This window comes from Pseudomonas sp. P4_C8 (assembly GCF_056401975.1).
This window is the reverse complement of sequence record NZ_JBFUIH010000025.1, coordinates 55,562-76,091: the sequence shown is the minus strand read 5'-3', so window position 1 is coordinate 76,091 and position 20,530 is coordinate 55,562. Positions and strand designations below refer to the sequence as shown.

The window sequence follows — 20,530 nt, the reverse complement described above, 5'->3', positions numbered from 1 at the left end:
CCGGGTGTCTTTTGTCTGGAGTTCCCATGTCGCTGTCCAGCGGGCTGATCGCCGCCGTCGCCCTGGCCTATATGGCCATCATGTTCGCCATCGCCTTTTACGGTGACCGTCGCAGCACGCCGTTGCCGCCGCGAATGCGCGCGTGGGTGTACAGCCTGTCCCTGGCGGTCTATTGCACCAGCTGGACATTCTTTGGCGCCGTGGGCCAGGCGGCGGAACAGCTCTGGTCTTTCCTGCCGATCTACCTTGGGCCAATCCTGCTGCTGGTGGGCGCGCCGTGGGTCCTGCAAAAAATGGTGATGATCAGCAAGCAGGAAAACATCACCTCCATCGCCGACTTTATCGCTGCCCGTTACGGCAAATCCCAGTCGCTGGCGGTGGTGGTGGCGCTGATCTGTCTGGTCGGCGTGTTGCCCTACATCGCTTTGCAGCTCAAGGGCATCGTGCTCGGGGTGAACTTGCTGATTGGCGCGGGCGCCGACGCCATGGGGGTTCGCGCCCAGGACACGGCATTGATTGTGTCGCTGGTGCTGGCGCTGTTCACCATTGTCTTCGGTACCCGCAACCTCGATGCCACGGAACACCACCGTGGCATGGTGCTGGCCATCGCGTTTGAGTCATTGGTCAAGCTGTTCGCGTTTCTCGCCGTCGGCGCATTCGTAACCTTCGGCCTGTACGACGGCTTCGACGACTTGTTCGACCAAGCCATGCTCGCCCCCCGCCTCGAAGAATACTGGAAGGAAACCATCAACTGGCCCTCGATGGTGGTGCAGACGGGCGTAGCGATGATGGCGATCATCTGCCTGCCCCGACAGTTCCACGTGACGGTGGTGGAAAACATTGATCCTCAGGATTTGCGCCTGGCCAAATGGGTGTTCCCGGCCTACCTGGCATTGGCAGCGTTGTTTGTCGTACCGATCGCCCTCGCCGGTCAGATGATGCTGCCCAGTTCAGTATTGCCGGACTCGTTCGTCATCAGTTTGCCGCTGGCCCAGTCTCACCCTGCCCTCGCCTTGCTGGCGTTTATCGGCGGCGCCTCGGCGGCGACCGGCATGGTGATTGTTGCCAGCGTGGCGTTGTCGACCATGGTGTCCAACGACATGCTGTTGCCATGGTTGCTGCGACGCAACAACGCCGAGCGGCCGTTCGAAGTATTTCGTCATTGGATGCTCTCGGTGCGCCGCGTCAGCATCGTGGTGATTTTGCTGCTGGCCTATGTCAGTTATCGCCTGCTGGGCTCGACCGCCAGCCTGGCAACCATCGGCCAGATCGCCTTCGCCGCCGTGACGCAACTGGCCCCGGCCATGCTCGGCGCGCTGTATTGGAAGCAGGCCAACCGTCGCGGCGTATTCGCCGGCCTCGCCGCCGGGACGTTCCTGTGGTTTTACACGCTGATCTTGCCGATTGCCGCCCGTAGCCTCGGCTGGTCGCTGGACAGCTTCCCGGGGCTGGCGTGGTTGCACAGCAACCCGCTGCACCTGCCGATCACCCCGCTGACCCAAGGCGTGGTGCTGTCGCTGGCTGGCAACTTCACATTGTTTGCCTGGGTGTCGGTGTTGTCGCGCACGCGGGTGTCGGAGCACTGGCAGGCGGGCCGCTTCATCGGTCAGGAAATCAGCGCACGCCCCAGTGCCCGCTCGATGCTTGCCGTGCAAATCGACGATCTGCTGCAATTGGCCGCACGCTTCGTCGGCGAAGAACGCGCGCGTCAGAGCTTCATCCGTTTCGCCTACCGCCAGGGCAAAGGCTTCAACCCGAATCAAAACGCCGACGGCGAATGGATCGCCCACACCGAACGCTTGCTGGCAGGTGTACTCGGTGCATCCTCGACGCGCGCGGTGGTAAAAGCCGCCATCGAAGGTCGGGAAATGCAGCTGGAGGATGTAGTCCGAATCGCCGACGAGGCCTCGGAAGTTCTGCAGTTCAACCGCGCCTTGCTGCAAGGCGCTATCGAAAACATCACCCAGGGCATCAGCGTGGTCGACCAGTCACTGAAACTGATGGCCTGGAACCGGCGTTATCTGGAGCTGTTCAACTACCCGGACGGATTGATCAGTGTCGGGCGGCCGATTGCCGACATTATTCGCTACAACGCCGAACGTGGTCTATGTGGCCCTGGCGAGGCGGAAGTCCACGTTGCCCGACGTTTGCACTGGATGCGTCAGGGCCGCGCCCATACCTCTGAACGACTGTTCCCCAACGGGCGGGTGATCGAGCTGATCGGCAATCCGATGCCTGGGGGTGGTTTCGTCATGAGTTTCACCGACATCACTGCGTTCCGCGAAGCCGAACAAGCGCTGACCGAAGCCAATGAGGGCCTGGAGCAGCGGGTGGCCGAGCGCACCCACGAATTGTCGCAACTCAACGTCGCGTTGACTGAAGCCAAGGGCACCGCCGAGTCCGCCAACCAGTCGAAAACCCGCTTTCTGGCGGCTGTCAGCCATGACTTGATGCAACCGCTGAACGCCGCGCGCCTGTTCTCCGCAGCGTTGTCCCACCAGGACGATGGCTTGTCTGGCGAGGCGCAGAAACTGGTCCATCACCTGGACAGCTCGTTGCGCTCGGCAGAGGACTTGATCAGCGACCTGCTGGACATTTCCCGCCTGGAAAACGGCAAGATCAACCCCGACACCAAGCCTTTCGCGCTCAACGAACTGTTCGACACCCTCGGTGCCGAGTTCAAGGCGCTGGCTCAGGAACAAGGGCTGACCTTCCGTGTTCGGGGCAGCACGTTACGGGTCGACAGCGATATCAAACTGCTGCGACGGATCCTGCAAAACTTCCTGACCAATGCGTTCCGCTATGCCAAAGGGCCGGTGTTGCTCGGCGTTCGGCGGCACAAGGGTGAGCTGTGCCTGGAGGTCTGGGACCGGGGACCGGGCATTGCGCAAGACAAACTGCAGGTGATTTTCGAAGAATTCAAACGCCTCGACAGTCACCAGACTCGCGCCGAGAAAGGTCTGGGGTTGGGCCTGGCGATTGCCGATGGTTTATGTCGTGTTCTGGGTCACACGCTGCGCGTACGTTCCTGGCCGGGGCGCGGCAGCGTGTTCAGCGTCAGTGTGCCGCTGGCCCAGGCACAAACCGTGGCGCCGACACAGACCACTGAACTCAACGGCCATGTGGTGAGCGGCGCGCAGGTGCTGTGCATCGATAATGAAGACAGCATCCTGATCGGCATGAACAGCCTGCTGACGCGCTGGGGTTGCCAGGTCTGGACGGCGCGCAACCGAGAGGAATGTGCCGCGCTGCTCAACAACGGTATGCGTCCGCAATTGGCGCTGGTGGATTACCACCTGGACCATGGCGAAACCGGGACCGAGCTGATGGCGTGGTTACGCACTCAACTGGGCGAGCCGGTGCCGGGGGTGGTGATCAGCGCCGATGGCCGACCGGAGACGGTGGCGCAAGTGCATGCGGCAGGGCTGGATTATTTGACCAAACCGGTGAAACCGGCGGCGTTAAGGGCGTTGTTGAGTCGGCATTTGCCGTTGTAACGCGGCAGATTTTAGCCTTGTAGGGGGCAACTGCCGCCATCGCGAGCAGGCTCGCTCCCACAGGGTTTTGCGCAGCTCATGTGGGAGCGAGCCTGCTCGCGATGCTTTTCGGATTACTCCGGCAACTCGACCAGGCCATCCACATCAGTCATCGCCCGCTCCAGCAAATCTGCCGGCAAGCTCTTGCTCGCTCGCGCGCCGAGCAACTTCAGCTGTTCGCTGCGACTGACCAGATTACCGCGGCCTTCTGTCAGCTTGTTGCGCGCAGAGCTGTAGGCTTTGTCCAGTTGCTGCAAGCGATTGCCGACTTCGTCCAGGTCCTGAATAAACAACACGAACTTGTCGTACAGCCACCCGGCGCGCTCGGCGATTTCCCGGGCGTTCTGGCTCTGGCGCTCCTGTTTCCACAGACTGTCGATGACCCGCAGAGTCGCCAATAAAGTAGTGGGGCTGACGATCACGATGTTGCGGTCGAACGCCTCCTGGAACAGCGTCGGCTCCGCCTGCAAGGCGGCGGAAAACGCCGCTTCGATGGGCACGAAGAGCAACACGAAATCCAGGCTGTGCAAGCCGTCGAGCCGTTTGTAATCCTTGCCGGCCAAGCCTTTGACGTGATTGCGCAGCGACAGTACGTGCTGCTTGATGGCGATCTGGCCGATCGCGTCGTCCTCGGCTGCCACGTATTGCTGATAGGCCGTCAGGCTGACCTTGGAGTCGACTACCACCTGTTTGTCGCCCGGCAGGTAAATAATCACATCCGGCTGGAAGCGCTCACCGTCCGGGCCTTTGAGATTGACTTGGGTCTGGTACTCACGGCCCTTCTCCAGACCCGCGTGTTCAAGCACTCGCTCAAGAATCAGCTCGCCCCAGTTGCCCTGGGTTTTCTGACCTTTGAGGGCGCGCGTCAGGTTGGTGGCTTCGTCGCTCAGGCGCAGGTTCAGCTGTTGCAGGCGCTCCAGCTCCTTGGCCAGCGAGAAACGCTCGCGAGCTTCGGCCTGATAACTTTCCTCGACGCGTTTTTCGAAGGACTGAATGCGTTCTTTCAAAGGGTCGAGCAGCTGACCCAGTCGCTGCTGACTTGTTTCGGCAAAGCGTTGCTCACGCTCGTCGAAAATCTTGCCAGCCAGTTCGGCAAACTGTGCACGCAGCTCGTCTCGCGAACCTTGCAGGTCACTGAGGCGCTGCTGATGGCTTTCCTGTTGCTCGCGCAGCTCGGCGCTGAGTGAGGCCGCCTGCATGTCCAGGCGACGCAGCTCAGCTTCTTTACCGGCGCGCTCAATGTTCCAGGCATGAGCTGCATCGCGGGCATCGTCGCGTTCGATTTGCAGCAGTTCAACTTCACGGCGCGTAGCGGCAAGGTCTGCCTGCCTGGCGGCGTTAGCCTGGCTCAGATCACCGATTTCATCGCGACTGGCGTCGAGTTGGGCATTCAAACCGTCCTGCGCCAACTGCGCCATGGCCAGACGCTCCTCCAGCAGTGCCACCCCGGCTTGCGAGACGCTCGCACGGCGCTGAATTTGCCATGCCAGTACCAGCAACGGCAGACCAGCGCCCGCCAGACCGAGTAAGAGGCTGGTCAAGTCCATAGCCATAGGGATTCCTGCCGATGAGATAAAGCTTGAAGGTTAACCAAGGCAACCAGACTTGGACAGCTCAGTCTTCGATTAGCCCCAGTTCCTGTTGGGCGCGCGCGTCCCCTGCTCGCGCGGCCTGGCGCAACAGTTCCTGACCAATGCGCCGATCACGGGCATTGCCGCATTCGCGGCACATCAGTTGTCCGAGGCGGCTTTGCGCGGCCACGACGCCTTCACGGGCAGGCTGTTTGAGCAAGCGTCCGGCGAAGTGCTTGATGTTGGGGTTATCCCCGAGACGCGGACTGTCCAGCAGCCACTCGGCCACGCGCATCGAAAAGCGCTTGGGCGGGGTAACATTTGAGGGAGTGGAGGTAGCAGCGATTGATACTGAGCGAAACTTCATAAAGCACTGTAGGACAGATCGGAAGGCGCGCAACTCTACTCTTTTTTTCTGACAGGTAAAGCCTAAAAAAACCCAGCACGCCCGTCCTAGAGCAAGCGCTCGGGACAATCCACAGAAGCTGTGGATAACTCAGTGGACAACCGCTCTTGAACTCTCGCAAAGCCCTGTGGGACGGGGCTCGCAGTCAAACTGACGATTTTTTCACCAGTAAAAAAAAGCGATGTTTTTCATTGACTTAAAATTTCAATACAGGCACCCACTACGGCCAGGGCCTGAATGACAGTGGGGTTACAGTCTGCGCAACTTATGTGCACAACTCCCTTCGAGGCGGTTATATGGACGCACTTTTTCGGCGCGTTTTTGCGTGACTTCTGGGGATAAACCGGGAAAACCCTTGATCCAGGCAGATCGCGCTCCGACGAGTGACTGCAACCACCTGTCGAAATGTGAGCATTTGCAGGGCGCGTTGCGCGGGCTGATTTATCTTTTTTGCTAACACACTTCCATTCTCAAATTCAATCGGTTAGTATCCGCGGCGTTAGTACCAAGCTGAAAGTCAATTCTGGTCGAACAAATCCTCGCGGTCAGCCTTCCCTCAAGAGAAGCCTCCACCGACAAAACAGGATCGACCACCTCGATGGTTTCCAGGTAAACCTTGCGCCAACACAGCCTTCGAACAAATGCGAAGGGTGTTGCGAAGCTCACTTACTCTGACCGAACCAGCCTGCAAATTGATCAGGATCTTCACCCCGGGCCCAGAACCTTTGCCCTTGATGTGTTGCCTGCCCTCCTAAGTACCTACCTGCCAGCCCAAGCGCGCCAATTATCAGCGCTTCAAACTGGCTGCTTTGTTCCAGTCGGGTTCTTCGTTCGACCAATGGTGGTCGTCGTCACTGGAACGTTTTAACTTTGCACGGTTCTTATCCGTGTCGCTTGTAGGAACACCCAAATAATGACTACTCAAATCCATACCCAGGATGCAATCCGCACCCTAACCAACGCTTTTGCACCAATGAACTGCCTGATCATGGCTGCTCGCAAAGGCTGCTTCAGTTTCACTCTGGTCAATGAACACGGCATCGCTCGTCACAGCGAACGTCTGTACCCCGATCAATACTCCAGCGCAGAACCGCTGCAGGCCGTGATCGAGCGTACCCGCCAGGCATTGATTGCCTGAGACGCCAGAAAGACTGAAAAACCCAAAAGCCCTGCTCAAAAAGCGGGGCTTTTTATTGCCCGTTATTTCTCTTTTCGCAGATAGCCGCTAAGCACTAACCGATATAACGGTTATAACTCGAAGCTGGAAATATTTTAAAAACATACCTTTACAGCGCGAATATGACACTACACTTCAACTCAAGCGGTCTGATCCGCTTCCGGCGAGCCTGATTCGATCCACCGCTGCCAACGCTTCCCTCAGGTATCGCCGCCTACTTCATGTTTCGAGGGCTTTATGGGTATCGCTGCCAGCGAACTGTGCCGTTATGTGATTCGTCCGACATTGATTTACCTCGGACGCCATAGCGCAACTGCCGAATCCTTGCTGCTGGGCATCGCCGCCAGTCAGTCAGCCCTTGGCTCCGCCCTGCATGACCGCCGTGGACATGGCCTCTACCGAATCGCCGAACCCCGCCACCAGGCACTTTGGGATCACTATCTGGCACTGGACCCCGAACGGGCGAGCCTTGTCCGCGGCCTGGCCAGCCAACATGCCTTTCTCAGCGGGCCGCACCTGGAATTGACCGTTAACCTGCGTTACGCCACCGCCATCGCCTGGCTGCTGGTAGAAGAACAGAACACCCCCCTCCCCGCCGCCGATGACTTGTTAGGCATGGCCCGCATCTGGCGTCAGACCTTTCAGCCTCAAGGGCGTCTGCGCGATTTCACCAGCGCCTGGCAAACCTGTGTTTCACCCCTGAATCAGGTCGCTTGCTGACCCACCCGTTTCACAAGATCGTGCAATCGGCCGTCAACTTGGTTGGATTGTCCTACAAAACCGCTCTAACTCAAGGCATTCAGCCTATGGCGCTGGGACGAAAATGTTGGTAATTTTCGCCCCGGTGATCACCTCGAGTTCGAATAATGAAAAAAGTAATGCTCAAAACCACCCTTAGCCTCGCCGTTACCCTGGCATCCACCCAGATCTTTGCAAGTGGCTTTGCTGTTAACGAACAAAGCATCAGCGGGATGGGTACGGGTTTTGCCGGGCGATCTTCCTCTGCCGATGACGCAAGTACAATTTTTGGCAACCCTGCCGGTATGTCCCGCATCAAGCGCGAACAAGTCACCGGCGGTCTTGCGATGATCGACGCACACACTGACATCAGCGACGCAAGCTCCTTCCCGAACGGCGGCAGCAACGACGGCGACATGGTACCGCTCATCGCCGTGCCTATGGGCTACTACGTCAAGCCAATCGACGACAAGTGGGCCTTCGGTATTGGCGTGTACGCACCGTTCGGTCTGGTGACTGACTACGAAAACGGCTTTGCCGGTCGTTACTTCGGTAGCAAGAGCGAAGTAAAAGTCGTCACCCTGCAACCGACTGTCAGCTACGCCTTCAACGACAAGGTTTCCATCGGTTTCGGTCCGACCATCAACCACATCAACGGCACCCTGGAATCGAACCTGTCGATCACCCAGGCCGCGCCAGACGGCGAGGTCAAGATCACCGGTGACGACACCGCGCTGGGCTACAACATCGGCGTGCTGGTTCAAGCGACCGACAGCACTCGCGTCGGCCTGACCTACCACTCGAAAGTGGATTACACGCTCGATGGCAACACCAAGGTCAACTACAACGTACTGGGCTTGATCGGCCAGAACCCGAACCAGAAATACGACGCTTCGCTGGACGTGACCACGCCTGAATCGGTGGACTTCTCGGTCACTCACCAGCTCAACGACCAGTGGACTCTTTACGCAGGCAGCACCTGGACTCGCTGGAGCCGCCTGAAAGAAATCACCGTTGAAAACAGTGGTGTTCCAACCGTTCTGAACGGCCAATTCGGTACCATCACCGAAGAACAGAACTGGCACGACACCTGGGCTCACGCCATCGGCGCGGCCTACCAGCTGAACAAGCAATGGGTACTGCGTGGCGGTCTGTCCGTTGACCAGGCACCAACCAACAACGTTGACCGCTCCCCACGCATCCCGACAGGTGATCGCAAGGCATTCAGTCTGGGCGCCGGTTGGAGCCCGACCGACGACCTGACCATCGACCTGGCGTATTCGTACCTGCGCGAAGAGTCGGTCAAGATCAACAACAGCAACGACCGTGGCCAGACCTACAACGCCAAGTATGAAAACTCGGCGAACGGTTTCGGTCTCGGCGCGACCTACCGCTTCTGATGACTCACGGCCAGCCTGAACCACTCGCCGACTGAATCAAAAAAGCCCCGCTCTCTGCTACAGAGGCGGGGCTTTTTAGTGGGCGTTGATCAGGGTTGGGAAGCCAGGGCTTGCTCCACCGCTGCAATGAACTCGGGATCATCCGGCTTGGTCAGGCTGGAAAAATTGGCGATGACGTTGCCCTTGCGATCAACCACGTATTTGTAGAAATTCCACTTCGGCGCGCTGGTCTGTTTGGCCAGGACCTTGAACAGATGCGTCGCGTCTTCACCTCGCACTGCCTGCGGTTCGGTCATGGTGAAGGTCACGCCGTAGTTCACGTAACAGACCTTGGCGGTCTCGGCGGTGTCCTTGGACTCTTGCTTAAAGTCATTCGATGGAACGCCAATCACCTCCAGCCCCTGCCCCTTGAATCGCTGATTGAGCGCCTCAAGGCTCTTGAACTGCGGGGCGAAACCGCAGTGGCTCGCGGTATTGACTACCACCAGCGGTTTACCCTCAAACCGCTGGCACAGGTCGATGAATTCTTTGGCGCGCAGCTTTTGCAATGAGCCTTGCAACAGCTCCGGGCACTCGCCCGCCTGAGCCAGCCCGGTAAACGCCACCAGCAACGCGGGGACTGCAATCCAGCGCTTCAACATGTCGGTGCATCCTTGATAAATCGTCAAAAACGAAGTTACTCGCCCTCGCCACTCGCTAGCAAGCACCCATGCCCAACTGCATCAGCGCCAGCCCGCCCTGATGCCAGCCCCACCACGACAACGCCAGCAGCAAGGCGCAGACGGCCGCTACAGCGATCCGCGGCCAAAGACGGTTCATATCGCACTCATCTGTGATTGAAGCCGCGCTACCGGCCGCTCACGCACCGGCCAGTTCAGGGCTGCTGCCAACAGGCTCAAGAGAATTGCCACTTGCCAGATCAAGTCATAGCTCCCGGTTCGGTCATACACCACCCCGCCCAACCAGCCGCCGAGAAACGAGCCGAGCTGGTGAAACAGGAAAACAATCCCACCGAGCATGGACAGGTTTCGCACACCAAACAAGGTCGCCACCGTGCCGTTGGTCAACGGCACCGTCGACAGCCACAGAAACCCCATGGCCATGCCGAACAGGTACGCCGTGGTCGTCGTCACCGGCGCCCACAGGAATAGCGCAATCACCACCGCCCGCAGCAAGTACAGACCAGTCAGCAAGCGCGGTTTCGACATACGCCCGCCGAGCCAGCCGGCGGTGTACGTACCGAAGATGTTGAACAACCCGATCAGCGCCAGCACCGTGGTGCCGACGTTGGCCGGAAGGTGTTGATCCACCAGATAAGCCGGCAAATGCACCCCGATGAACACCACCTGGAAACCGCACACGAAGAAGCCGAACGCCAACAGCCAAAACCCCGAGTGAGAGCAAGCTTCATGTAGCGCTTCGGAGAGGGTTTGTTCATGGCCGAGAACCGGCAATGGTTTGTCCTTGAGCATGCTCACCAGCGGCACGATCAACGCCACCAACAGGCCCAGCACCAGCAACGCGGCGGACCAGCCGAGCCAACCGATCAAGCCCAGCGTGCCCGGCAACATCGCGAACTGACCGAACGAACCGGCCGCACTGGCGATGCCCATGCCCATGCTGCGCTTCTCGGGTGGCACCGCACGGCCGACCACGCCGAGGATCACCGAGAACGAGGTGCCGGACAGGCCGATGCCGATCAACAGGCCGGCACTCAGGGACAGTGTCACGGCGGAATCAGACAGCCCCATGAACACCAGGCCCAGGGCATACAGCACGCCACCGACCAGCACCACTTTCGCCGCACCGAAGCGGTCGGCCAGCGCACCGGTGAAGGGCTGCGCCAGGCCCCAGATCAGATTCTGCAAGGCGATGGCAAACGCAAAGGTCTGACGCCCCCAGCCGAACTCGGCACTCATCGGCGCCAGAAACAGCCCGAAGCCGTGGCGCACGCCCAATGACAACGCAAGAATCAGCGCACTCCCCAACAACACCCAACCGCAAGTACGCCACATCGATGTCATTTCTTATTCCCCGGTAGCGGGTATATACCCGCTTAAGATCGGAAAAACCGGCTTCAGGCCAGTTCATCCAGCAGTCGCAGCAAGGTTTCACGTTTCTCGGCGCCCAATCGATCAATCAACCGTTGCTGGGCCGCTTCCCAGGCCGGCAAAGCGGCCTTCAGACGTTCGGCACCGGCCTCGGTCAGTCGGACGATGCGATTACGCATGTCCTCGCCCTCGACCAACATCACCAACCCTTCGCCTTCCAGCACCCGTAAGTTGCGCCCGAGGGTGCTGCGGTCCAGGCCCATGGCTTCGGCGAGGGTGGAGATACTCGGTTGATCCAGACGCTGTAAATTGCACAGCAAAGAATACTGGGCAACGTTGATCCCGAAGCCGTCGAGAGCGCCGTCGTAATGCCTGCTGACGCCACGGGCGGCGCGACGCAGGTTGATGCATAAACATTGGGAGTCGAGCATGGTGCGTGTATATACCCGCGGTTGTATTAAATCAAGATATCGATGTGTCTGATGGACCGTATTCGCGAGCAGGCTCGCTCCCACAGGGGGAATGCGATCAACTGTGGGAGCGAGCCTGCTCGCGAGCGGGGCCGGTACTTTTACCACAGGAGCCGTCAGACCAACGCCAATCCTACCAGCACCGCCGTCTCCAGTAACTCCAGCATCGCCCCGGCCGTGTCCCCTGTCGTCCCGCCCAATCGACGCAACATCACCTGCCGCAGCCACGCAAAAACCACTGCCGCCAGCACAAGCGCCCAAACCCCACTCAGACCTGCAATCAAAACACAGCCCAACGCACTGACCACCAACACCTGTTTACCCGCCAATCGCGGCAGATGATCAGCCAGCGCCTGCCCCAGCCCGCCAGCACGCACATACGGCGTGGCCAGGAACAAACCCAGCATCGCGCTACGGCCGATCAGCGGAACGATGATCAAGAACACACCGTGCTGCTGCTCGATCAATGCCAGCAACGCCGCGAACTTCAGCAACAACACCAACACCAGCGTCACCACCGCAATCGGTCCGCTGCGCGGGTCTTTCATGATCGTCAGCGTACGTTCCCGGTCGCCAAATCCGCCGAGCCATGCGTCGGCGCTATCGGCCAGACCGTCCAGGTGCAACGCCCCGCTGAGCAGAACCCAAACCGTCAGCAACAACGCGGCATGCAGCAACAATGGCGTACCCAGTAACAGCCAATTCAGTGCCCATAGAATCGCGCCGAACAACAGCCCCACCAGCGGATAAAACAACAGCGAGCGGCCCAATTCCAGAGGCGTCGGCATGCCGGGCAGGCGAATCGGCAGACTGCTCAAAAATTGCAGGGCAATCCAGAATGGCAGCATGGTCAGATCGCTTCCTTGAGAATAACGCCGGGTTCGACGCTCAACGAAAACAACGAGCCATGAGCGACTTCGACATTGAGTAACTGCTCGCGCGGCAAACCCCGGGCTTGCGCCAGCAACAAACGCATGACCCCACCATGGCTGATCAACAGAATCCGCTCGCCAGCATAAGCAACAACCAGTCGTTCAATGGCCGCCACTACCCGTTTGGAAAAGTCCGCCACCCGCTCACCGTCCGGCGGCGTAAACGAATAAGGATCAGCCCAGAACAGGCCCAATGCTTCGGCATCGGTTTCCATCAACGCCGCAGCGCTCTGCCCTTCCCAGGCACCGAAGTGCATTTCTTGCAGGTCTTTTTCCAAGTGCACCGGCAATCCCAGTTGCTCGCCGAGCTCTTCAGCAAACCGTGCACAACGCTGTAATGGCGAGCTGACCAAACGATCCCATGGCCCCTGCTCGATCACCGCCGCGCGCATCTGCTCCCAGCCTTTTGCGGTCAGTGCGTCATCGAGACTGCCGCGCAACCCGCCACCGAGTTCGGTCTCGCCATGTCGCAACAGGTCCAGACGCAACGTCATGCCGGACGGTCCGCAACGGCCGCTTCGGCGAAGGTCGCCATCTGCCCGTGAAGATCGCAGGCCAGACGCAACAACGGCACGGCCAGCGCAGCACCGCTGCCCTCGCCCAGGCGCAGACCAAGATCCAGCAACGGTTCGGCGTTCAGGGTTTCCAGCACATGACGATGGCCAGGCTCGGCGCCGCGATGGCCGAACAGCAGCCACTCACGACAATCAGGATTCAAACGCACCGCCACCAATGCCGCGACACTGCAAATGAACCCATCGACCAGCACCGCCACACCATCCTGCGCACACGCCAGATACGCGCCAACCAACGCGGCAATTTCAAAGCCGCCGAGGTTGAACAGCGTCTGCAAAGCGTCCCCGCGCTGAGCACTGTGCAGCGCCAACGCACGCTCGATAACCTGAGCTTTGTGACTGACGCCCGCCGCGTCCAGACCGGTGCCCGGCCCGGCCAGATGCACCACCGGGCAATCGAGCAAGGCACAGGCCAATGCACTGGCTGCGGTAGTGTTGCCGATGCCCATTTCACCGCCGATAAACAACTGCACCCCGGCTGCGATGGCGCGCTGCACGCTGTCACGACCAGCCTGCAATGCCAGTTCGCCCTGGGCCGTCGTCATGGCCGGGCCTTTGACGAAATTCGCCGTGCCTGGGCCAACGTTCAAGTGGCGCACACCAGGCAGATTCAAGGTTGGCGTGACCGTGCCCAGATCCACCACCTCAAGGGAAGCGCCCAACTGTCGCGCCAATACACTGATCGCCGCACCGCCGTTGACGAAGTTGTGCAGCATCTGCCCGGTGACTTCCTGAGGAAACGCCGACACGCCTTCAGCCACGACACCATGGTCACCGGCAAAAATCGCGATCCACAGGTGATCCAGACTCGGCTTGACCTGCCCCTGCAACCCGGCCAATTGCACCGCCACTGATTCCAGTTGGCCGAGGGAGCCGGCTGGTTTGGTCAGTTGCTGTTGGCGCGCCTGCGCCTGTTCGACGGCTTGCGCATTGATCGGCTTGCACGGGTTCAGCCACCAGGATTGAGTCATAACGCAGTTCCTTTCAAAGTCAGGGGCAGGCCAGCGACGGTCAGGACGACACGCTGGCAGCGCTCGGCCAACGCTTGATGCAGCCAACCGGCTTCATCGACGTAGCGGCGAGTCAATTCGCCCAACGGCACGACACCCATTCCGGTCTCGTTGCTGACAAAAATGATTTCACCCGGCAACGAGGCCAGGCAGTCCAACAGGGCTTCGCGTTCAGCGTTGAGGCGTTCGGCGTCATCGAGCATCAGTAGATTGGTCATCCACAGCGTCAGGCAATCCACCAGCAGGCAGCGGTTGGCACGTGCGGTTTCGCGCAGGACGCGGGCGAGTTCGACCGGTTCTTCGATCAATGCCCATTCGGCGGGACGCCGGGCGCGGTGATGGGCGACGCGGTCGTTCATTTCGCCGTCCAGCGGTTGGCTGGTGGCGATGTAGGTCACGGCCAGTTGGCTGTCGGTGGCGAGTTTTTCGGCCAGACGACTTTTGCCGGAGCGGGCGCCGCCGAGAATCAGTTGGAGCATGGTCATTTACCTTTAAATGGCGGCGTTGCGACTGGCCTCATCGCGAGCAGGCTCACTCCCACAGTGGGTCGATGGCGAACACAAAATTTATATTCACTGGCGATCCAATGTAGGAGTGAGCCTGCTCGCGATGAATTCACCTCAAATCCCGCAGAGCTGACGCAGCAGCCCGGTATCCAAATGCTGCTCCACCAGATCCGCCAACCGCTCGATATCCCGCTCGCGTAATGCGTGGTAATCGACCTCCTGCACCGCCTGCAAACCCGCCCAGCGCAGCAACGCACTGCACGCCGCCGGTGATTCAAACAGACCATGCAGATAGGTGCCGAATATCTGCCCATCCACACTTTGCGCACCATCGCAGCGACCATCGTCCAACTGCACGGCAGCGTTTTCCAACGCGGGCCCGGTGGTCACGCCGGCATGGATTTCATAACCGCTGACGACGGCATCTTCCAGGGCCAAACGCCCGCGCACGTTGCGCAATTGCTTCTCTTCTTCGAGCTGTGTTTCGAACGCCAGCAGCCCCAGACCGGCACTCGAACCCGGTGCGCCTTCCAGGCCCAACGGGTCATGCAGGTGCTCACCGAGCATTTGCAAACCGCCACAAATCCCCAGCACTTTTCCGCCATAGCGCAGATGGCGACTGATCGCCAAATCCCAGCCATTGGCCCGCAAATACGCGAGGTCGCTACGCACACTTTTCGAGCCGGGCAGGATGATCAGGTCGGCTGGCGGAATCGCCTGGCCGGGGCCGATGAATTGCAGATCCACTTGCGGGTGCAGGCGCAGTGGATCGAAGTCGGTGTGGTTGCTGATGCGCGGCAGCACCGGCACCAGCACTTTCAGCACCTGATCGGCCTTGTCGGTCTGGCGCTGATCGATGCCGTCTTCGGCCTCCAGGTGCAGGTCCATCACGTATGGCAGGACACCGATCACCGGTTTGCCGGTGCGCTCTTCGAGCCAATCGAGGCCGGGCTGCAGCAAGGCGATGTCGCCGCGAAAACGATTGATGATGAAGCCTTTTATTCGCGCCTGTTCAGTCGGCGAGAGCAATTCCAGCGTGCCCACCAGATGCGCAAAAACTCCGCCGCGATTGATGTCGGCAATCAGCAACACCGGGCAATCCACCGCTTCGGCAAAGCCCATGTTGGCGATATCGCCGGCCCGCAGATTGATCTCGGCGGGCGAGCCCGCGCCTTCGACCATCACCACCGGATACGCCGCGCTCAAGCGTTCATGGGAGGCCAGCACCGCTTGCATGGCGATGGCTTTGTAGTCGTGATAAGCGACGGCGTTCATCGTCGTGACGGCGCGACCATGAATGATCACTTGAGCGCCGGTGTCGCTGTTGGGTTTGAGCAGCACCGGGTTCATGTCGGTGTGCGGTTCAAGGTTGGCGGCCTGGGCCTGCACGGCTTGCGCGCGACCGATTTCACCACCGTCAGCGGTCACCGCGCTGTTGAGCGCCATGTTCTGCGGCTTGAACGGTACGACACGCACGCCCTGGCGCACCACCCAGCGACACAGCGCCGTCACCAGAGTGCTTTTACCGGCGTCGGACGTGGTGCCCTGCACCATCAATGTGCTCATTGGGCTTCCTTGACGTAGGTTTCAAAGGCTTGCGCCAGGCGTGTCCAGTCCGCTTCGTCAGCGGGCAAGCCAAAACGAAGACTGCTGTTGTGTGGGAACAAGCGCAGCAAAATGCCCTGACGGGCCATGAACTCATGCAACTGCTCGGCTTGATCGGTGATCAGCCATTGGAACAAGGCGCATCCGCCCTGCGGCTTGAACCCGAACTGCTCAAGCAGCCGCGCCAGCCGCTCGCTGGCTTCTTCGCTGCGCTGTCGCTGGCGGGCGTGACCTTCGGTGTCCAGCAGACAGGCCTGGCCAATCACTCGGGTCGGCCCGCTGACCGCCCACGGCCCCACTTGCTCGGCAAGCAAGTTGAGCAGCTTGCGCTCGGCGAGTACAAAGCCCAACCGCACACCAGCCAGACCGAAAAACTTGCCGAACGAACGCAATACAATCAAGCCGACCAGATGGGTAAACGGCGCCACACTCAACTGCGGCGTGTTGTCCATGAACGCCTCGTCCACCACCAGCCAGCCGCCGCGCGAGGCCAGTCGGGTGTGCCAGTCGAGCAGACGACTCGGGGTCAGGCTCAGGCCGGTCGGGTTGTTCGGGTTGACCACCACCAGCACGTCGAGGCTGTCGATAAAGAAGTCGACTTCCTGCTCCAGCACCTCACGCACGATGTAACCACAGCGCCGCCAGGCTTCGGCGTGCTCGGCGTAGCACGGCGACAGCACGCCGACCTTGCCGGCACGCCGTAAACGCGGGAGTAACTGGATGGCCATTTGCGAACCGGCCACCGGCAGCACTTGAGCCGCGCTGTAATAGTCGCAGGCCGCCTGCTCCAGGCCGTCTCCGGTTTCCGGCAAACGTGCCCAGGCGCGCAGCGGGATGTCCGGGACCGGAAATGGCCAGGGCGCCAGGCCGCTGGACAAGTCGAGCCAATCGGCTTCTGCGATGCCGTATTCGCGCGCCGCCTTACGCAATCGGCCACCGTGCTCAAGCATAGAATTCAGCCCCCACGCAGAGAATCAGCAACCATAACCATACCCCTCGCTGAACCAATTGCCAGCCACGGTCAATGGAGTCGGCATCCGCCGGCACGCCTTCGCCCAGTTGCGGACGCTGATGCAGTTCACCGTGATAAATCGCCGCCCCGCCCAACTCGACGCCCAATGCACCAGCGCCCGCCGCCATCACCGGGCCGGCATTCGGGCTGTCCCAGGTCGGCCCTTGCGTACGCCAGCATTTCAACGCCAGACGGGTTTTTCCCAGCAGCGCGTAGGTCAACGCCACCAAGCGTGCGGGAATGTAATTGAGGACGTCGTCGATCTTCGCCGCCGCCCAGCCGAATCGCTCAAAGCGTTCATTGCGATAACCCCACATCGCATCCAGCGTGTTGCTCAAACGGTAGAGCACCACACCGGGCGCACCGGCCACGGCAAACCAGAACAGCGCGGCAAACACCGCATCGCTGCCGTTCTCCAGCACCGACTCGGTGGCCGCACGGGCGACTGCGGTTTTATCCAACTCGCTGGTCTGGCGACTAACCAGATAGCCCACACGTGTACGCGCTTCTTCCAGGTCATCACTGCGCAGGGCTTTGGCCACCGGCTCGACGTGTTCACCGAGGCTGCGCATGCCGAGGGCGCAATACAGCGCGAGAACCTCGACGACCCAACCGACATAAGGCGCCCAGGACAATGCCGTGGCGAGCAAGGTCAGCGGCAGCACCGCCAGCACCCACGCGGTGACGCCATGGCTGCGCCAGCCGCGGCCACCGCCGTTGAATCGTTGCTCGATGCGCTCGGCAAAACGGCCGAACGCCACCAGCGGATGCCAGCGTTTGGGCTCACCCAGCAGCGCGTCCAGCGCAACCGCGGCGACACTCAATAACGCCACACTCATTGACTCACTCCCCAATAATTTTCATACAGCAACTCACTGAGCGGACGCGCTTGCGCCCACCCTTCGAGCACCAGCATCGGCGCTGGATAGAATTCCTTGACCGGTCCCAGACAAAGAATCGCCAATGGCTTGGCCCCGGCCGGCAAACCCAGCAGGTCCGCCAACGCTTGCGGCTCAAACAGCGACACCCAGCCCATGCCCAGGCCTTCGGCACGAGAGGCCAGCCAGAGGTTCTGGATCGCACAGGACAACGAGGCCATGTCCATTTCCGGCAAGGTGCGCCTGCCGAAGATGTGGCGTTCGCGATCGTCCATCAGCGCCGCGACCAACACCTCGGCGCAGTCGTTGATGCCTTCGACCTTGAGCTTCATGAATTCGTCGGTGCGCTCGCCGAGGGCTTCGGCGGTGCGGATGCGTTCTTCTTCCACCAGCAACTGGATCTTGCCGCGCAGGGCTCGGTCACTGATGCGGATGAAGCGCCAGGGCTGCATCAGGCCGACGCTCGGCGCTTGATGCGCAGCTTCGAGCAGGCGTCGCAATAGTTCGGGCTCGACGGTGCCGCCGCTGAAGTGACGCATGTCGCGACGTTCGGCGATGGCGCGGTAGACCGCTGCGAGTTCGGCTTCGGAGAATGCGTTGTCGCTCATGGCCTCTTCGCGAGCAGGCTCGCTCCCACAGGGTTCAGGTGATCCAATGTAGGAGTGAGCCTGCTCGCGATGGCGGCTTCAAGGTCAGGCGCAAAAAGCGCGGCAACCGCCGATGGATTGGACGGAAAATAAAAGTGCACATAAGAAGCTGTCATCCGCCCCTCACGATAAACCGCCTCCGCACCCCGCCCGCCATTCGGGCTCAGGCCACGCGCAATCGGCTCAAGCTCGGTACTGGTCAGCGAATGGTGATACGTGTGCCCGCGCAACGCACCTTCCGGCAGTGCGACCGCTTGCAACGCCAACGCGGCCAGACGCTTTTGCATCACCGCGTCGCCGTTGAGCAGCCCCACCAGTTCGGCGCGAGTGCCTTCGACATCAGTCAACGAGTCGAGCAGATACAACATGCCGCCACACTCGGCCAACAGCGGTTTACCCGCTGCATGGTGTGCGCGAATCGCATTCAGCATCGAGGTATTTTGTGACAGCGCCACATGGTGCAATTCCGGATAACCGCCGGGTAGATAAAGGCTGTCAGCCTCCGGTAATTCACTGTCGCGGATTGGTGAGAAAAAGGACAGCTCGGCGCCCATGGTTCGCAACAAATCCAGGCTCGCGCCGTAGGTGAACGCGAACGCTTCATCACGGGCCACAGCAATTCGCACACCCGCGAGCAACGGTTCGACCGCGATTACATCCGGGGCTGCAAATTCCACCGCCGGCGGCAATGCCACTTCACAGCTGCTGGCCAACGCATTGGCCGCCGCATCGAGGCGCAGATCGAGATCATTCAGCTCACTGGCCTGGACCAGACCTAAATGCCGACTAGGCAATTCGATCCCGGTTTCCCGCGACAAAGCGCCGTACCAGCGCAAACCTTCGGTCAGGCTGCCTTCGAGCAATTGCGCGTGACGCAAGGTGCCAACACGGTTGGCCAACACGCCGGCAAACGGCAAGTCCGGCTGATACTTCGCCAAGCCCAACGCCAACGCACCAAAGGTCTGCGCCATGGCAGTGCCGTCGATTACAGCAAGCACCGGCACACCAAAGTGCCGCGCCAGGTCGGCGCTGGACGGCGTACCGTCGAACAGCCCCATGACGCCTTCGATGAGGATCAAGTCCGCGTCACCCGCCGCTTCCCACAACAGTCGACGACTTTCCTGCTCGCCGACCATCCACATGTCCAGTTGATACACCGGCGCACCGCTGGCGCGCTCGAGAATCATCGGGTCGAGAAAGTCCGGGCCGCATTTGAACACGCGCACCTTGTGCCCCTGATTGCGATGCAAACGGGCCAGGGCGGCGGTGACGGTGGTCTTGCCCTGACCGGAGGCCGGCGCGGCAATCAGTACCGCCGGGCAATGACGTGGTTGATTCACAGCTCGACGCCTTTTTGCGCTTTGATCCCGGCCTGGAACGCGTGTTTGATCACGCCCATGTCGGTGACGGTGTCGGCCAGTTCAATCATTTCCGGCTTGGCGCCGCGACCGGTTACCACCACATGTTGCATCGGCGGACGAGCCTGCAAATCGCTGAGCACCTGATCAAGGTCGAGGTAGCCGTGCTTGAGGGCGATGTTCAACTCATCCAGTACCACCAGACCGATGGACGGATCGCTGAGCAATTCACGGGACACTGCCCAGGCGGCTTCGGCGGCGGCAATGTCACGCTGGCGGTCCTGGGTTTCCCAGGTAAAGCCCTCGCCCATGACATGAAAACGCACTTGCTCCGGGAAGCGGCGGAAGAACAGTTCTTCGCCGGTGCTGTTGCGGCCCTTGATGAACTGCACCACACCGCATTGCATGCCGTGGCCCATGGACCGGGCGAGCATGCCGAATGCCGAACTGCTTTTGCCTTTACCGTTACCGGTCAGCACCAGCAGCAAGCCGCACTCGTTCGGGGAATTGGCGATGCGTTCGTCGATCACGGCTTTTTTGCGCTGCATGCGCGCCAAATGACGTTCGTCACGATCTGGGGTATCGGTCATGGGGGAGCTCTCCGTTGAGGCTGGATAACGGCGGGCAGGCACAAGAATAGACGGCAAGAAGCCTGGCA

General features: G+C 60.4%; 20 protein-coding genes. 4 read left to right on the top strand and 16 right to left on the bottom strand.

What is annotated here, in order from left to right:
• Positions 1-26 precede the first annotated feature (26 nt).
• On the top strand, positions 27-3,497 hold the full coding sequence (locus AC1DWM_RS17235; RefSeq protein WP_477795746.1) for a hybrid sensor histidine kinase/response regulator: 3,471 nt from the start codon (positions 27-29) through the stop codon (positions 3,495-3,497).
• 113 nt (positions 3,498-3,610) lie between these two features.
• Here AC1DWM_RS17235 and AC1DWM_RS17230 read toward each other — a convergent pair whose 3' ends face one another.
• A complete protein-coding gene (locus tag AC1DWM_RS17230; protein WP_477795755.1) occupies positions 3,611-4,975 on the bottom strand; it encodes a DNA recombination protein RmuC in 1,365 nt (454 codons plus the stop codon).
• A 175-nt stretch (positions 4,976-5,150) separates the two neighbouring features.
• Positions 5,151-5,474: a sel1 repeat family protein gene (locus AC1DWM_RS17225; protein ID WP_477795745.1), complete on the bottom strand. Its 324-nt coding sequence runs from the start codon at positions 5,472-5,474 to the stop codon at positions 5,151-5,153.
• A gap of 952 nt (positions 5,475-6,426) precedes the next feature.
• Here AC1DWM_RS17225 and AC1DWM_RS17220 point away from each other — a divergent pair.
• From AC1DWM_RS17220 to AC1DWM_RS17210, 3 genes are all read left to right on the top strand, one after another.
• Positions 6,427-6,651, top strand: coding sequence for a hypothetical protein (locus AC1DWM_RS17220; protein WP_007945191.1), 225 nt, complete (start codon positions 6,427-6,429; stop codon positions 6,649-6,651).
• Positions 6,652-6,927: 276 nt separating this feature from the next.
• Positions 6,928-7,410, top strand: a complete 483-nt coding sequence (locus AC1DWM_RS17215; protein ID WP_150778613.1) for a hypothetical protein — start codon at positions 6,928-6,930, stop codon at positions 7,408-7,410.
• A gap of 146 nt (positions 7,411-7,556) precedes the next feature.
• Complete coding sequence (locus AC1DWM_RS17210; protein WP_223514032.1) at positions 7,557-8,828, top strand: OmpP1/FadL family transporter; 1,272 nt, start codon at positions 7,557-7,559, stop codon at positions 8,826-8,828.
• An 89-nt stretch (positions 8,829-8,917) separates the two neighbouring features.
• Here the strand turns inward: AC1DWM_RS17210 and AC1DWM_RS17205 are convergent, their stop codons facing one another.
• The 14 genes from AC1DWM_RS17205 to cobO all read right to left on the bottom strand — a co-directional run bounded on the left by AC1DWM_RS17205 (position 8,918) and on the right by cobO (position 20,462).
• Positions 8,918-9,469 (bottom strand): glutathione peroxidase, encoded by a 552-nt coding sequence (locus tag AC1DWM_RS17205; protein WP_477795744.1) that lies wholly within the window; start codon positions 9,467-9,469, stop codon positions 8,918-8,920.
• Positions 9,470-9,524: 55 nt separating this feature from the next.
• Positions 9,525-9,647 (bottom strand): hypothetical protein, encoded by a 123-nt coding sequence (locus tag AC1DWM_RS17200; protein WP_263288213.1) that lies wholly within the window; start codon positions 9,645-9,647, stop codon positions 9,525-9,527.
• Positions 9,644-10,852, bottom strand: coding sequence for an MFS transporter (locus tag AC1DWM_RS17195; protein ID WP_477795743.1), 1,209 nt, complete (start codon positions 10,850-10,852; stop codon positions 9,644-9,646). The genes AC1DWM_RS17200 and AC1DWM_RS17195 overlap by 4 nt, the downstream gene beginning before the upstream one ends.
• Positions 10,853-10,905: 53 nt before the next feature.
• On the bottom strand, positions 10,906-11,310 hold the full coding sequence (locus tag AC1DWM_RS17190) for a MarR family winged helix-turn-helix transcriptional regulator (protein WP_223514036.1): 405 nt from the start codon (positions 11,308-11,310) through the stop codon (positions 10,906-10,908).
• A 155-nt stretch (positions 11,311-11,465) separates the two neighbouring features.
• A complete protein-coding gene (locus tag AC1DWM_RS17185) occupies positions 11,466-12,197 on the bottom strand; it encodes an adenosylcobinamide-GDP ribazoletransferase (protein ID WP_477795742.1) in 732 nt (243 codons plus the stop codon).
• A 2-nt stretch (positions 12,198-12,199) separates the two neighbouring features.
• Positions 12,200-12,775 carry an alpha-ribazole phosphatase family protein gene (cobC, locus tag AC1DWM_RS17180; protein ID WP_223514042.1) on the bottom strand — a complete coding sequence of 192 codons (576 nt, stop codon included), beginning with the start codon at positions 12,773-12,775 and terminating at the stop codon, positions 12,200-12,202.
• On the bottom strand, positions 12,772-13,827 hold the full coding sequence (gene cobT / locus AC1DWM_RS17175) for a nicotinate-nucleotide--dimethylbenzimidazole phosphoribosyltransferase (RefSeq protein ID WP_223514045.1): 1,056 nt from the start codon (positions 13,825-13,827) through the stop codon (positions 12,772-12,774). The genes cobC and cobT overlap by 4 nt, the downstream gene beginning before the upstream one ends.
• The gene (cobU, locus tag AC1DWM_RS17170) at positions 13,824-14,345 is read right to left on the bottom strand and encodes a bifunctional adenosylcobinamide kinase/adenosylcobinamide-phosphate guanylyltransferase (RefSeq protein WP_223514047.1); all 522 of its coding nucleotides are present in this window, start codon (positions 14,343-14,345) and stop codon (positions 13,824-13,826) included. The genes cobT and cobU overlap by 4 nt, the downstream gene beginning before the upstream one ends.
• 141 nt (positions 14,346-14,486) lie before the next feature.
• Entirely contained in the window at positions 14,487-15,938 is a 1,452-nt protein-coding gene (locus tag AC1DWM_RS17165; RefSeq protein ID WP_223514049.1) for a cobyric acid synthase, read from the bottom strand.
• Positions 15,935-16,927: a threonine-phosphate decarboxylase CobD gene (cobD, locus tag AC1DWM_RS17160; RefSeq protein WP_223514051.1), complete on the bottom strand. Its 993-nt coding sequence runs from the start codon at positions 16,925-16,927 to the stop codon at positions 15,935-15,937. The genes AC1DWM_RS17165 and cobD overlap by 4 nt, the downstream gene beginning before the upstream one ends.
• Positions 16,920-17,828 carry an adenosylcobinamide-phosphate synthase CbiB gene (gene cbiB, locus AC1DWM_RS17155; RefSeq protein WP_477795741.1) on the bottom strand — a complete coding sequence of 303 codons (909 nt, stop codon included), beginning with the start codon at positions 17,826-17,828 and terminating at the stop codon, positions 16,920-16,922. Before cbiB ends, cobD begins: the two co-directional genes overlap by 8 nt.
• Positions 17,825-18,475 (bottom strand): 5,6-dimethylbenzimidazole synthase, encoded by a 651-nt coding sequence (gene bluB, locus AC1DWM_RS17150; RefSeq protein ID WP_223514055.1) that lies wholly within the window; start codon positions 18,473-18,475, stop codon positions 17,825-17,827. The genes cbiB and bluB overlap by 4 nt, the downstream gene beginning before the upstream one ends.
• The gene (locus AC1DWM_RS17145; RefSeq protein ID WP_477795740.1) at positions 18,472-19,854 is read right to left on the bottom strand and encodes a cobyrinate a,c-diamide synthase; all 1,383 of its coding nucleotides are present in this window, start codon (positions 19,852-19,854) and stop codon (positions 18,472-18,474) included. Before AC1DWM_RS17145 ends, bluB begins: the two co-directional genes overlap by 4 nt.
• Positions 19,851-20,462 carry a cob(I)yrinic acid a,c-diamide adenosyltransferase gene (gene cobO / locus AC1DWM_RS17140; protein ID WP_223514086.1) on the bottom strand — a complete coding sequence of 204 codons (612 nt, stop codon included), beginning with the start codon at positions 20,460-20,462 and terminating at the stop codon, positions 19,851-19,853. Before cobO ends, AC1DWM_RS17145 begins: the two co-directional genes overlap by 4 nt.
• Between the last annotated feature and the right edge of the window lie 68 nt (positions 20,463-20,530).

What these genes read in the sequence shown, in the direction of transcription:
- AC1DWM_RS17235 (WP_477795746.1), top strand. Translation starts at nt 27, where the DNA reads ATGTCGCTGTCCAGCGGGCTGATCGCCGCCGTCGCCCTGGCCTATATG.
- AC1DWM_RS17225 (WP_477795745.1), bottom strand. Translation starts at nt 5,474, where the DNA reads ATGAAGTTTCGCTCAGTATCAATCGCTGCTACCTCCACTCCCTCAAAT.
- AC1DWM_RS17220 (WP_007945191.1), top strand. Translation starts at nt 6,427, where the DNA reads ATGACTACTCAAATCCATACCCAGGATGCAATCCGCACCCTAACCAAC.
- AC1DWM_RS17215 (WP_150778613.1), top strand. Translation starts at nt 6,928, where the DNA reads ATGGGTATCGCTGCCAGCGAACTGTGCCGTTATGTGATTCGTCCGACA.
- AC1DWM_RS17210 (WP_223514032.1), top strand. Translation starts at nt 7,557, where the DNA reads ATGAAAAAAGTAATGCTCAAAACCACCCTTAGCCTCGCCGTTACCCTG.
- AC1DWM_RS17205 (WP_477795744.1), bottom strand. Translation starts at nt 9,469, where the DNA reads ATGTTGAAGCGCTGGATTGCAGTCCCCGCGTTGCTGGTGGCGTTTACC.
- AC1DWM_RS17200 (WP_263288213.1), bottom strand. Translation starts at nt 9,647, where the DNA reads ATGAACCGTCTTTGGCCGCGGATCGCTGTAGCGGCCGTCTGCGCCTTG.
- AC1DWM_RS17195 (WP_477795743.1), bottom strand. Translation starts at nt 10,852, where the DNA reads ATGACATCGATGTGGCGTACTTGCGGTTGGGTGTTGTTGGGGAGTGCG.
- AC1DWM_RS17190 (WP_223514036.1), bottom strand. Translation starts at nt 11,310, where the DNA reads ATGCTCGACTCCCAATGTTTATGCATCAACCTGCGTCGCGCCGCCCGT.
- AC1DWM_RS17185 (WP_477795742.1), bottom strand. Translation starts at nt 12,197, where the DNA reads ATGCTGCCATTCTGGATTGCCCTGCAATTTTTGAGCAGTCTGCCGATT.
- cobC (WP_223514042.1), bottom strand. Translation starts at nt 12,775, where the DNA reads ATGACGTTGCGTCTGGACCTGTTGCGACATGGCGAGACCGAACTCGGT.
- cobT (WP_223514045.1), bottom strand. Translation starts at nt 13,827, where the DNA reads ATGACTCAATCCTGGTGGCTGAACCCGTGCAAGCCGATCAATGCGCAA.
- cobU (WP_223514047.1), bottom strand. Translation starts at nt 14,345, where the DNA reads ATGCTCCAACTGATTCTCGGCGGCGCCCGCTCCGGCAAAAGTCGTCTG.
- AC1DWM_RS17165 (WP_223514049.1), bottom strand. Translation starts at nt 15,938, where the DNA reads ATGAGCACATTGATGGTGCAGGGCACCACGTCCGACGCCGGTAAAAGC.
- cobD (WP_223514051.1), bottom strand. Translation starts at nt 16,927, where the DNA reads ATGCTTGAGCACGGTGGCCGATTGCGTAAGGCGGCGCGCGAATACGGC.
- cbiB (WP_477795741.1), bottom strand. Translation starts at nt 17,828, where the DNA reads ATGAGTGTGGCGTTATTGAGTGTCGCCGCGGTTGCGCTGGACGCGCTG.
- bluB (WP_223514055.1), bottom strand. Translation starts at nt 18,475, where the DNA reads ATGAGCGACAACGCATTCTCCGAAGCCGAACTCGCAGCGGTCTACCGC.
- cobO (WP_223514086.1), bottom strand. Translation starts at nt 20,462, where the DNA reads ATGACCGATACCCCAGATCGTGACGAACGTCATTTGGCGCGCATGCAG.